The sequence below is a fragment of the Enterobacter sp. RHBSTW-00318 genome, assembly GCF_014101375.1.
GTDB classification, from domain to species: domain Bacteria; phylum Pseudomonadota; class Gammaproteobacteria; order Enterobacterales; family Enterobacteriaceae; genus Enterobacter; species Enterobacter ludwigii.
This window is the reverse complement of record NZ_JABXQH010000001.1, coordinates 2635599-2648068: the sequence shown is the minus strand read 5'-3', so window position 1 is coordinate 2648068 and position 12470 is coordinate 2635599. Positions and strand designations below refer to the sequence as shown.

Below are 12470 nucleotides of genomic sequence, written 5' to 3'. Positions count from 1 at the left end.
AACCCCGCCTCAGGCGGGGTTTTTTATTCCGGGCGAAAATAACGCTTGTTATTCTTCTACCACATCGGTATAACTATACAGGTCGGTTTGTTACACAGACCTAAAGCAGTTTAGTAAAGCAGTCCAGATTGTTATCCATAGATACCCTTCGTAGTGACCCTTCCTTCATCGCTTAAAAATCTGTAACACAATCCATCAAGCCGGAAGGCACAATATATTTGTTAATTAAGGTAATTCTATGTCTGCTAAAATGACTGGTCTGGTAAAATGGTTCAACGCTGATAAAGGTTTCGGCTTCATCACTCCTGACGATGGCTCTAAAGACGTGTTCGTACACTTCTCTGCTATCCAGAACGAAGGCTACAAATCTCTGGATGAAGGTCAGAAAGTTTCCTTCACCATCGAAAGCGGCGCTAAAGGCCCAGCAGCTGGTAACGTTGTAAGCCTGTAAGCTTCCAACCCAGTAGCACAAATTTTAAAAACCCGCCTTCTGGCGGGTTTTTTCATTTCTATCGCTGAACCTGCGGGTTAACGCAGTTGATTTCCACCTTTCCGCTAAGGGCAGCGATCAGGTTGTCTACCGCGGTCGCGGCCATGTTGTAGCGTGTTTCATGGGTTGCTGAGCCGATGTGGGGCAGGGCCACCACGTTGGGCAATGAAAGCAACGGTGAGTCCACCGGCAGCGGTTCCTGTTCAAACACGTCAAGACCGGCAGCGTGGATCTCACCCTGTTGCAGAGCCTCAATTAACGCCTTCTCATCCACCACCGGGCCACGACCCGCGTTGATGAAAATGGCCGTTTTCTTCATTTTTTCAAACGCCTCTTTACCGATAAGATGACGGGTTTCGTCCGTCAGCGGCAGGATCAAACAGACAAAATCGGCTTCCTGCAGCAGCGTATCCAGCTCGCAGTAGCGGGCGTTAAAACGTTCTTCGGCTTCACTGTGATGACGACGCGCGTTATACAGAATCGGCATGTTAAAACCAAAATGTGCGCGCTGCGCCAGGGCCAGGCCAATACGGCCCATGCCAACGATGCCCAGCGTTTTGCCATGAACATCCACCCCAAACCAGTCCGGACCAATGCTTTTTGTCCATTCGCCAGCTTTAACGCGATCGGCCACTTCGACCACACGACGCGCCGTGTTGAGGACCAGCGCCATCAGCGTGTCGGCCACGGTCTCCGTCAGCGCATGTGGCGTATGCATCAACAGGATCTTGCGGGCATTAAGGGCATCCACGTCGAAGTTGTCATAGCCCACGGAAACGGTAGAGGTAGCACGAAGCTTCGGCATTTTCTCCAGCAGGGCGACATCCACTTTTTCGCTTGAACCCAGCAAACCTTCGGCGCTGGCGAACGCATCGGCGTGCTGTGCCACGGTTTCCGGGCTGAGGTTCTTCACCTGGGTAACGGTGAAGTGTTCCTCAAGGCGTTTCTGCAGATCTTCCGGCAGTGCTTTATACAAAATGACGGACGGCTTCATGCTAATCTCCGTTGATTTTTAAGGATTCAGGCGTGGCGTGCGCCGACAGGTAATTGTTGATTATTAGCAGACTTAACAATCAGAGTAAGCCACACGGAGGCGAAAAGCGCTACCCCCATAAATATGTACGATGCGGACGGGCTGCCGGTTGCTCCGTTCAGGTAACCCACAAACCAGGAGCCGCAGAACGAGCCCAGCGCTCCCATACTGTTAATCAGTGCCATCGCGCCGCCTGCCACGTTACGCGGCAGCATCTCCGGGATGATCGCAAAGAACGGTCCATAAGGGGCGTACATTGCCGCGCCCGCAATCACCAGCAGTGTGTAAGAGACCCAGAAATGGTTCGCGCCGACGGCCCAGGAACCAATGAAGGCAAAGGCAGCGATCAGCAGCAGCGGCCAGACAAACAGCTTACGGTTCTGCATTTTGTCCGATGCCCATGACGCAATGATCATGGCGATCGTGGCCGCGAGGTAAGGTACGGACGACAGCCAGCCCACTTCCACCATGCCAAGGTTTTCACCGGCATTGCGAAGAATCGATGGCAGCCACAGTACGAAACCGTACACGCCAATGCTCCAGGTGAAATACTGGGCGCAGAGCAGAATCACGTTACGCGAGCGGAATGCTTCACCGTAGTTACGCACCGCTTTCAGGCCTTGCTGTTCTTTATCCAGCTGCGCCTGCAGAGCGGCTTTTTCATCTTCGGAGAGCCATTTCGCCTGCGCAGGTTTATCTTTTACCAGCATCCACCAGCAGAATGCCCAGATAACCGCCGGCACCCCTTCGATAATGAACATTTCGCGCCAGCCGAAGGACTGGATCAGGTAGCCAGAAACCACCGACATCCATAGCACGGTGACCGGGTTACCGAGGATCAGGAAAGTATTGGCTCGTGAGCGCTCGGATTTGGTAAACCAGTTGCTGATATAAATCAGCATCGCGGGCATTACCGCTGCCTCAACGACCCCAAGAATAAAGCGAATGGCTGCCAGCGCGGGAATATTATTCACCACGCCGGTCAGTGAGGCGCAGGCACCCCACAGGATCAGGCAAACGAAAATCAATTTGCGGACGCTGCGACGCTCCGCATAGATAGCGCCGGGGATCTGGAAGAAGAAGTAGCCCAGGAAGAAAAGGGCACCCAGCAACGAAGAGATACCTTTGGTGATCCCCAGGTCTTCGGTGATCCCTGCCGCGGACGCGAAACTGAAGTTGGCACGATCAAGGTACGCCAGGCTGTACGTGATAAACACGATTGGCATGATGTACCACCAGCGTTTTACTGCATTGGTCGAACTGTTCATAGGCTTGCCTCTGTTGTTGAGGTTTGTACCGCCGTTGTATGTAGGGTACACGGTGGTTTGTTTTGTTTCCCCCTGACCTACCTGAGGAGAGGGGGAGGGAAACGGAATTTATTCGTTCAGCTGCGCGCGGGTCGGTAATCCTTCACTGTCGCCCTGCACCTGGATTGCCAGCGAGCCAATTTTATTGCCCCGGGCGACGGCCTGCTGCAGCGGTTTGCCTTCCAGCAGGGCACTAATGACTCCCACGGCAAAACCATCGCCAGCGCCGACGGTATCAACCACGTTATCGACCTTCACGGCCGCGACTGCGCCTTGCTCGCCGTTAGCCGTTTTAAACCAGGCGCCATCGGCGCCGGTTTTAAGCACCACCGCTTTTACCCCTTTGTTAAGGTAAAAATCGGCAATCCCTTCAGGGGTGTTTTTACCGGTCAGGATCATTCCTTCTTTCACGCCCGGCAGAACCCAGTCAGCCTGAAACGCCAGACGGTTCAGCTTCTCGATCATTTCCGCTTCGCTTTTCCACAGCACCGGGCGCAGGTTAGGATCGAATGAGATCGTTTTCCCCTGAGCCTTCATGGTGGTTGCGGCATGATCCAGTAATGCATACGAGCTGGCTGAAAGCGCAGCCGCCACGCCGCTCAGATGCAGATGGCGTGCGGAGGCGAAATAGTGGGCGTGGTAATCCTCGACTGAGAGGTGGCTCGCCGCAGACCCTTTACGGAAATACTCTACAATGGGATCGGTTCCATTTTCGACTTTCGATTTAAGCTGGAAACCGGTCGGGAAGCGTCCATCGAGGGTGACGCCGGAAGCATCAATGCCCTCTTTTTTCAGCGAATCGAGAACGAAATGGCCAAAGCTGTCATCACCCACGCGGCTGACCCAGCCGACGTTCAGACCGAGGCGCGCCAGGCCGGTCGCAACGTTCAGCTCAGCCCCCGCCACGCGTTTGATAAAGTGCTCCACCGTACTCAGGTCGCCCGTTTCGGTGGCGACAAACATCGCCATGGCTTCGCCGATAGTGATCACATCCAGCGTCTTGTGCATGGTTTACTCCTCACGCAGCAGGTTTACGTAATGACGGGTGACGGCGGTTAAATCCGCCCCTTCCAGCGGGAACTCGATACCACGCGGGGCATCGGCGGGCAGCTGACAAAGCAGATCCAGCCAGCGCGCATCGGCCCGATCCGGCGCCACGGCGCGGAAATTTTCTTTATGCGGCACGGCGGCTTTAACGTGGATATAGCTCACTGCGGAGGCCAGATGGCGCGCGGCTTCTTCCGGGGAGTCGCCCACCCACAGCCAGTTGCCCATGTCGAACGTCAGCGTGACGGGCAGCGCCATGTCCCGGCAGGCGGCTTTGAAGCGCTGCATCGGCGCAAGCTGGCCGCAGTCGGTCTGGTCGTTTTCCACCACCAGGGCCATACCGCTTTCATCGAGCAGGGCACGCAGGGCGTGAAGCGGCTGGGTGTCGCTGAAATGACCCAGTGAGACCTTGAGCCACAGCGCATTCAGGGTACTGGCTTCGCTGAGATAACGGGGCAGGTCAGGGTTGAGGGTGCCATCGGGCATAAACAGGGCCGCAGGGGCGGAGTAGCATGCCAGCAGGCCCAGCAGCTCAATGGATTCACCCAGCGCGGGCAGCGCCAGCAGCTCTTCGCTGTTGAACAGCTCGCGGCGGATCTCGACGCCGTCGGCACCCGCGCCCGCAATGACGGGCAGCATTGCCCGTTGACCACCTGCCTGTCGCACCTGTTCCGCGCCATACGCGGCGGTGACCACCATGATTTTTCTGCCCATCGTCGGACTCCATCGCAATACATCAATACTATTACGCTAGATGGAACCGGTTCCAAAGAAAAGGTCAGGATGTTGAATTTATGATCGGTATCACAAGGGAAAATTAACGGGCGGTGGAGCCGCGGACAATCAACTCGCCGGAAAATACCTGCTCGCGAACGGCATCGCTGGTGCCTTCAATACGACGAACCACTTGTTCAACAGCGGCATAGCCAATCTGCCAGGTGGGTTGTTTGAGGGTCGTGATCCCGACGCCAGCCAGTTCTGCCCACTCGAGTTCGTCGAACCCCAGCAGACCGATATCGCTTCCCCAGTGCAGGCCAATGCGCTTAAGCGAGCGGGCGACCTGCAGGGTCAGCGCCCCGTTGGCAGAGATAACGGCTTTACGCATTCCGCGATGGCGGGTGTGGAACTGCCGCAGGGTATTGTCGAGCTGATCGGCTTCGTGGAGGGGCGTTTCGGCATTCTCGGCAATCACGCCGGGGTAACGCTCCAGCGTGGCACGAAACGCGCTCAGTCGCTCACGACGGGTGTTGACCATGCCCAGAGGTTCGCTCAGAAACAGGATGGCTTCAAAGCCCTGTTCAATCAGATGCTCAGTGGCGGTTGTCGCCGCCTGAGTGTTATCCAGCCCGACGACATCGCAGGCGAATTCCGGAATTTTGCGGTCGATGAGAACCATCGGCAGGGAGGATTGCTGCAGGCGGTTTAAGCCCTCTTCACGCATGCCCACGGCATTCACCACAATCCCTTCGACCTGATAGCTGCGCAGCAGATCCAGGTAATGCAGCTCCTGATCGACTTCGTTGTTGGTGTTACAGACCAGCGGCGTAAAGCCCTTTTCGCGACAGGCGGCTTCAATTCCGCTCAATACGTTGACGGAGTAGGGGTTGGTGATATCGGCGATGATAAGCCCGATAAGACGGGTACGACCCCGTTTGAGCCCGCGCGCCATAAGGCTCGGGCGGTAGTCGAGATCGGCAATGGCCTGTTCAATACGAGCGAGCAGCGCATCGGACAGCAGGTGTTTCTCGCCGTTGAGGTAGCGTGAAATGCTGGTTTTACCGGTATTTGCGGCTTTCGCCACGTCGCTGATTGTGGCCCGTGTTGGTTTGCTCATCGCTGAATTCCCTGAAGTGAGTGAGAACACCTTAGCGGGAAAATTAGCGATGGCAAGCGGTTCATGCCGACCTGGCGGCATGACGCCCTATCCCCCTCTCCCCCTGGAAGAGGGGGGCAGCCCTTACTGAATTGGGCTTAAGGTAATCTCAACGCGACGGTTCTGCGCTTTGCCTTCCGCCGTGCTGTTGCTGGCGATAGGGTTTGCAGGGCCCATGCCGCTGGTGCGGATGCGGTTTGCTGCAACGCCCTGCGTGATCAGCGAGCTGGCCACAGAATCGGCACGCTGCTGAGACAGGCGCATATTCAGATCCTGGCTGCCGGTGCTGTCGGTATAACCGATCACATTCACCGCGGTCTTGTTGTACTCTTTCAGCACCATTGCCACGCCGGTCAGGGTATTCGCCCCTGCAGGTTTCAGCGTTGCGCTGCTGCTGTCGAAGGTGACGTTGTTTGGCATATTCAGGATGATGTTATCGCCGCTGCGCGTCACGCTCACGCCGGTGCCTTTCATTTTGTCGCGCAGTTTTGCTTCCTGCACATCCATGTAATAACCCACGCCGCCGCCCAGGGCTGCACCTGCCGCTGCGCCAATCAACGCGCCTTTGCCGCGGTCTTTCTTGGAGGAGGAGAGTGCGCCCACACCAGCCCCTACCAGCGAGCCGAGACCCGCGCCGATGCCGGATTTACCTGCTTCGCTTTCACCGGTGTAAGGGTTTGTTGTGCAGCCAGAAACAGCCAGTGCACCGCTCACCAGAGCGGCAATAACGAATACGCATTTTTTCATCTTATTTCCTTAATCCTTTTTATTCTTTGCCACGACGCGCGTGGCAGTTGATTATGACGTCCGGATACGGAGAAAATTCCGGGTATAACTCTGAAATTTGTGACAAACCATAAACTGCCTCACTAAGAAGGCCGTAAAACCTGCACGCAACCAGGAGCGCACGCTTGAGCACCTCAACAAAAACGATTCTGACCGCCGCCCACTGGGGGCCGATGCTGGTCGAAACCGATGGCGAAAATGTTCTGTCGTCTCGCGGGGCATTGCCAACACAACATCCCAACTCTTTACAGACCGTCGTTCGCGATCAGGTGCACAGCAAAACGCGCGTGCGCTGGCCGATGGTGCGTAAAGGATTTCTGGCGTCGCCAGACAAGCCGCAGGGTATTCGTGGTCAGGATGAGTTTGTCCGGGTGAGCTGGGATGACGCGCTGGCGCTGATCCATGCGCAGCACAAACGTATTCGCGACACGTATGGCCCGTCGTCCATTTTTGCCGGATCTTACGGCTGGCGTTCAAATGGCGTGCTGCATAAGGCTTCGACGTTACTGCAGCGCTATATGAGTCTGGCCGGGGGGTATACCGGCCATCTTGGTGATTACTCCACCGGCGCAGCGCAGGCGATCATGCCCTACGTGGTGGGCGGTAACGAAGTGTATCAGCAGCAGACCAGCTGGCCGCTGGTGCTGGAGCACACCGATGTGGTGGTGCTGTGGAGCGCCAACCCGCTCAACACCCTGAAAATCGCGTGGAATGCCAGTGACGAGCAGGGGATCCCGTATTTCGATGCGTTGCGTAAAAGCGGCAAACGCATCATCTGCATTGACCCGATGCGCTCGGAAACCATGGACTTCTTCGGCGACAGCGCCGAGTGGATTGCCCCGCATATGGGCACCGACGTGGCGATGATGCTGGGCATTGCCCATACGCTGGTGGAGAACGGCTGGCACGATACCGGGTTCCTCGCACGCTGTACCACCGGTTTTGACAACTTCGCCGACTATCTGACGGGCATTACAGACGGTATGGCCAAAACGGCAGAGTGGGCGGCAGAGATTTGTGGGGTTCCTGCGGCCAAACTGCGTGAACTAGCGGCGTTATTCCACCAAAACACCACGATGTTAATGTCCGGATGGGGGATGCAGCGCCAGCAGTTCGGTGAGCAGAAACACTGGATGCTCGTGACGCTGGCCGCCATGCTCGGACAAATTGGTACGCCGGGCGGTGGGTTTGGTCTCTCTTATCACTTCGCCAATGGCGGCAACCCGACCCGCAAAGCGGCAGTGCTGGCTTCTCTGCAGGGCTCGGTTCAGGGCGGTGTGGATGCCGTGGATAAAATCCCGGTGGCGCGCATTGTTGAAGCCCTGGAAAACCCGGGCGGGTTTTATCAGCATAACGGTCTGGATCGCCACTTCCCGGATATCCGGTTTGTCTGGTGGGCCGGCGGCGCGAACTTTACTCATCACCAGGACACGAATCGCCTGATCCGCGCCTGGCAGAAGCCAGAACTGGTGGTTATCTCAGAATGCTTCTGGACCGCCTCAGCCAAACATGCCGATATTGTGCTGCCGGCGACCACCTCGTTTGAGCGTAACGACCTCACCATGACCGGTGACTACAGCAATCAGCATATGGTACCGATGAAGCGCGTCGTAGCGCCGCGTGATGAGGCGCGTGATGATTTTGAGGTGTTTGCTGAGCTGAGCGAGTTGTGGGAAACGGGGGGGCGCGAGCGTTTTACCGAGGGCAAAACGGATTTGCAGTGGCTGGAGACGTTCTACCAGATTGCAGGTCAGCGCGGGGCCCCGCAGGGCGTGACGCTGCCGCCATTTGCACAATTCTGGGAAGCGAACCAGATTATTGAGATGCCGGAGAGTGAACAGAATGCACAGTTTGTTCGCTTCGCCGATTTCCGCCGCGACCCGGAGAACCATCCGCTGAAAACCGAGAGCGGGAAGATTGTGATCTACAGCGAGCGTATCGCCCAATTTAAGTATGCCGACTGTCCGGCGCATCCAACGTGGCTTGAGCCGGACGAGTGGCACGGTAATGCCCAGCCGGAACAGCTGCAGGTGTTATCGGCCCATCCTGCCCATCGCCTGCACAGCCAGCTTAACTATTCATCACTGCGCGAGCGGTATGCGGTTGCCGGGCGAGAGCCCGTGACCCTGAACAGCGCAGATGCGCGCGCGCGTGGGATCGTTGACGGTGACGTGGTTCGCGTCTGGAATCAGCGTGGCCAGGTGCTGGCAGGGGCGGTGGTGAGCGACGGGATTAAACCTGGCGTTATCTGCATTCACCAGGGGGCATGGCCAGACCTGGAGCCGAGCGAAGGCGGTATTTGTAAAAACGGTGCAGTAAACGTTCTGACCAAAGATCTCCCCAGCTCGAAGCTGGGGAATGGCTGCGCGGGGAACACGGCGCTGGCCTGGGTCGAGAAATATCAGGGACCCGAGCTTACGCTCACGGCGTTTGATCCGCCTGCCAGCTCATGATCCACGTTGGGTGCTGAGTGTCATCCTGCCAGGCGCTGTCTTCAATGCGAAAACCCTGTGCATGATAGAAATTCACCGCCCGGACATTTTTCTGGTAGACCTCCAGGCTTAAATACGGGAAGCGCTGTTGAACATGGTTCAGCAGCGCACGCCCAATCCCCCGACCAATAAAATCAGTTGAGACAAACAGCGCGCCTACAAACTGGGACTGCATGACGCTGATAAAGCCGCGCAGCATTCCATCCTCTTCCCATATCCAGGTTTCGGCGGCGGGCAGGTATACATCCCGCACCATACCTTCGTTCTCTTTCCAGTAGCTTGCGCTGATAAACGGGTGCGCCTCCGTGGTGCTTTCAAGCCACAGACTCAGGAGTGGCCCGGCATTATCACTTTCCCATTTGCGGATCATGGTGCCTCCCTGGATGACAGACGCAGCCGGTAACGTGGTCGTTGACCAGGCCACAGGCCTGCATAAAGGCGTAACAGATGGTGGAGCCGACAAATTTAAAGCCGCGTTTTTTCAGCGCTTTAGAGAGCGCATCCGACGCCGGGGTGGAGGCCGGGATCTCCGCGAGCGTGGCGGCCTGGGTAATTTGTGGCGTGTTGTTCACAAACGTCCAGACAAATTCTGAGAACGGTTCTCCGTTTTGCTCCATCGCCAGATAAGCGCGCGCGTTACCAATGATGGCCTGGATCTTACCGCGATGGCGGATGATGCCTGCATCCTGGACCAGCCGTTCCACATCGTCCTCGGTCATGGCAGCGACGGCGACCGGATCGAACTGATGGAAAGCATTACGATAGTTTTCCCGTTTCTTAAGCACCGTAATCCATGACAAGCCCGCCTGTTGACCTTCCAGGCAGATCATCTCAAAAAGCTTTTTCCCTTCTGTCTCCGGTACGCCCCATTCCCGATCGTGATAGTCGATATAAAGCTGATCCTGGCTTACCCAACCGCAACGCTGCATCGGTTATCTCCCTTAATGAAACGGTTATCGCAAAATTTTCATTCTGTCAGGCTTGACGTGTCTACTATAAAGACAATAGTTAATACAGGGCCATATGCCCGCAAAACTCTTCCTAAACAATGACAAATATCGCCGAATTCGGCTCTCTCTGGAGTCGCTTTGATGATGATAAAAAAAATCAGTGGTCGCCATGCTGTTTCTGGCCTGGCGGGGATTTCAGCCTGTCTGTTTTTTTGTAATACAGCTTTTGCCTGGCAACAGGAATATATCGTTTCAGACGCCCAAAGTAATACGGCGGAACGCTATACATGGGATGCGGATCACCAACCGCGTTATGAGGATATTCTCGCCGAGCGGATTCAGTCCTCACAAAATGCCCCCGGACTTGCGCTGAGTTTACCGTCGGGTTCCACGCCGGCAGGGGCCATGAGCGTGGGCTGGAATATTCCGGTGTCAGGGCGTATCACGACCGGTCCGGTGATGGCATGGCGTTATGACGGCACGGCACCGATGATGATCAACGAATTTGGTGACAGCGCGACGACGCAGGGGCTTACCGACCCACTCTGGCATGCCAGCGTTAGCACGCTCGGCTGGCGCGTGGATACACAGTACGGCGAGCTTCGCCCGTGGGCGCAGATAAGCTATAACCAGCAGTTTGGTGAAAACCAGTGGAAATCCCAGTTTGGGATGCCACAGACGCCGGCACCGGCACAAAGCGGCAACTGGATGGATGTAACCGTCGGAACGGATATTCCGTTTAACACGCATATGGCGGCCTATGCGTCGTTAGCACAAGGGGAATACACCACCACGGGTGAGGAGTTTATGTACACCCTTGGCGTGAGCGCTAATTTTTAAGGTTGTTACTTTTTTAAACGTGCCGATAACATCCTCAATACAATAGCCGTGGGGGTTGTAGCGATAGCAGTCACTAACACGCTGTCGCTTCATTCCCCGGCAAGGTCATTCATTCCCGATTTATGGCATTTCATTCCATTCCTCCTGCATTTCATGCCGTTTTACCCCAGGCATATTAAGGTTTTGTTTATCGTTGTCCTCAGCGAATTCCCTTACTTTCTCTTGCAGGACAACTGCCATGAACACATCAACTTACAACCGTACGCGCTGGCTAACGCTTTTTGGCACCATCGTGACCCAGTTTGCGCTGGGGTCGGTCTATACCTGGAGCCTGTTTAACAGTGCACTTTCCGATAAGCTTGGTGCACCGGTCAGCCAGGTGGCGTTCTCCTTCGGCTTGCTGAGCCTCGGGCTGGCACTTTCATCTTCCGTCGCGGGAAAATTGCAGGAGCGATTCGGCGTGAAGCGGGTGACGATGGCATCCGGTATCTTGCTGGGCGTGGGCTTTTTCCTGACGGCGCATTCCAGCAACCTGATGATGCTGTGGCTGAGCGCTGGGGTGCTGGTGGGACTTGCCGACGGTGCAGGTTATCTGCTGACCCTGTCAAACTGTGTGAAGTGGTTCCCGGAACGTAAAGGTTTAATATCTGCGTTTGCCATCGGGTCCTATGGCCTGGGGAGCCTCGGTTTTAAATTTATCGATTCCCACCTGCTTGCTTCCGTGGGGCTCGAAAAAACGTTCATGATCTGGGGCGCTATCGTTCTGGTCATGATCCTGTTCGGCGCCACGCTGATGAAAGATGCGCCGCAGCAGGAAGTGAAAACCGTTAACGGTGTGGTGGAGAATGATTTCACCCTCGCGCAGTCTATGCGTCAACCACAGTACTGGATGCTGGCGGTCATGTTCCTGACAGCCTGCATGAGCGGTCTGTATGTGATTGGGGTGGCGAAAGATATTGCTCAGGGAATGGTGAAACTGGATGCGGCAACAGCGGCGAATGCGGTCACCGTCATCTCCATTGCCAACCTCTCTGGCCGTCTGGTGCTCGGGATTCTGTCTGACAAAATTGCCCGTATCCGCGTGATTACTATCGGGCAGGTTGTTTCGCTGGTGGGGATGGCGGCGCTGTTGTTTGCCCCACTGAACGAAGCCACGTTCTTCGCCGCGATTGCCTGTGTGGCCTTTAATTTCGGCGGCACGATTACAGTCTTCCCGTCGCTGGTCAGTGAGTTCTTCGGCCTGAACAATCTGGCGAAAAACTATGGCGTTATCTATCTGGGCTTTGGCATCGGCAGTATTTGCGGCTCGTTAATCGCCTCGCTGTTCGGTGGGTTCTATGTAACCTTCTGCGTGATATTTGCTTTGCTGATAATCTCGCTGGCCTTGTCGACCACTATTCGCCAGCCGCAGCGTGAAGTCTTTAACGAAGTGCATGCCTGATTATCGCTAAGAGGCCTTTACGGCCTCTTTTTTATGGTCGTCCAAAGTATGCCTGTTCGTGTTATTTTGTAAAAAAATGCACCGATCACATTCTCTGCTGCCACTTTTCTCTCCCGCTGTGGTCTACTTAACGCGCTTGTAGACGTTTCTGATAACGGTTTCTTACGCACTTACTTACTCTGTCTGCTTTCTCATCGAGATTAAGCGGGTC

At 55.7% G+C, this 12470-nt stretch carries 12 protein-coding genes; 4 read left to right on the top strand and 8 right to left on the bottom strand.

The features are described from left to right. Positions 1 to 238: 238 nt before the first annotated feature. Positions 239 to 451 carry an RNA chaperone/antiterminator CspA gene (gene cspA / locus HV157_RS13155; RefSeq protein ID WP_014168131.1) on the top strand — a complete coding sequence of 71 codons (213 nt, stop codon included), beginning with the start codon at positions 239 to 241 and terminating at the stop codon, positions 449 to 451. Positions 452 to 509: 58 nt separating this feature from the next. Here cspA and ghrB read toward each other — a convergent pair whose 3' ends face one another. From ghrB to HV157_RS13125, 6 genes are all read right to left on the bottom strand, one after another. Continuing rightward, on the bottom strand, positions 510 to 1484 hold the full coding sequence (gene ghrB, locus HV157_RS13150; protein ID WP_182268105.1) for a glyoxylate/hydroxypyruvate reductase GhrB: 975 nt from the start codon (positions 1482 to 1484) through the stop codon (positions 510 to 512). Positions 1485 to 1510: 26 nt separating this feature from the next. After that, entirely contained in the window at positions 1511 to 2791 is a 1281-nt protein-coding gene (locus HV157_RS13145; protein ID WP_182268106.1) for an MFS transporter, read from the bottom strand. 108 nt (positions 2792 to 2899) lie between these two features. Then, entirely contained in the window at positions 2900 to 3838 is a 939-nt protein-coding gene (locus HV157_RS13140) for a sugar kinase (protein ID WP_025206424.1), read from the bottom strand. 3 nt (positions 3839 to 3841) lie between these two features. Continuing rightward, complete coding sequence (locus HV157_RS13135) at positions 3842 to 4591, bottom strand: xylose isomerase (RefSeq protein WP_032679355.1); 750 nt, start codon at positions 4589 to 4591, stop codon at positions 3842 to 3844. A gap of 103 nt (positions 4592 to 4694) precedes the next feature. After that, positions 4695 to 5711 (bottom strand): LacI family DNA-binding transcriptional regulator, encoded by a 1017-nt coding sequence (locus HV157_RS13130; RefSeq protein WP_014168136.1) that lies wholly within the window; start codon positions 5709 to 5711, stop codon positions 4695 to 4697. 123 nt (positions 5712 to 5834) lie between these two features. After that, positions 5835 to 6497, bottom strand: a complete 663-nt coding sequence (locus HV157_RS13125) for an OmpA family lipoprotein (RefSeq protein WP_079231514.1) — start codon at positions 6495 to 6497, stop codon at positions 5835 to 5837. Between the two features lie 212 nt (positions 6498 to 6709). Between HV157_RS13125 and HV157_RS13120 the strand changes: the two genes are divergently transcribed. Continuing rightward, positions 6710 to 8989 carry a molybdopterin guanine dinucleotide-containing S/N-oxide reductase gene (locus HV157_RS13120; protein ID WP_233100347.1) on the top strand — a complete coding sequence of 760 codons (2280 nt, stop codon included), beginning with the start codon at positions 6710 to 6712 and terminating at the stop codon, positions 8987 to 8989. Here HV157_RS13120 and HV157_RS13115 read toward each other — a convergent pair. Together HV157_RS13115 and tag are read right to left on the bottom strand one after the other, a co-directional pair. Beyond that, positions 8958 to 9398, bottom strand: a complete 441-nt coding sequence (locus HV157_RS13115; protein ID WP_182268108.1) for an N-acetyltransferase — start codon at positions 9396 to 9398, stop codon at positions 8958 to 8960. The two genes, HV157_RS13120 and HV157_RS13115, sit on opposite strands and share 32 nt — an antisense overlap. Beyond that, positions 9376 to 9957: a DNA-3-methyladenine glycosylase I gene (gene tag, locus HV157_RS13110; protein ID WP_014168140.1), complete on the bottom strand. Its 582-nt coding sequence runs from the start codon at positions 9955 to 9957 to the stop codon at positions 9376 to 9378. Before tag ends, HV157_RS13115 begins: the two co-directional genes overlap by 23 nt. Positions 9958 to 10119: 162 nt before the next feature. On the opposite strand from tag, the gene HV157_RS13105 reads away from it, so the two are divergent. Together HV157_RS13105 and HV157_RS13100 are read left to right on the top strand one after the other, a co-directional pair. After that, on the top strand, positions 10120 to 10818 hold the full coding sequence (locus HV157_RS13105) for an autotransporter domain-containing protein (RefSeq protein WP_068795307.1): 699 nt from the start codon (positions 10120 to 10122) through the stop codon (positions 10816 to 10818). Positions 10819 to 11056: 238 nt separating this feature from the next. Next, on the top strand, positions 11057 to 12259 hold the full coding sequence (locus HV157_RS13100) for an MFS transporter (RefSeq protein WP_134179809.1): 1203 nt from the start codon (positions 11057 to 11059) through the stop codon (positions 12257 to 12259). Positions 12260 to 12470: the final 211 nt, after the last annotated feature.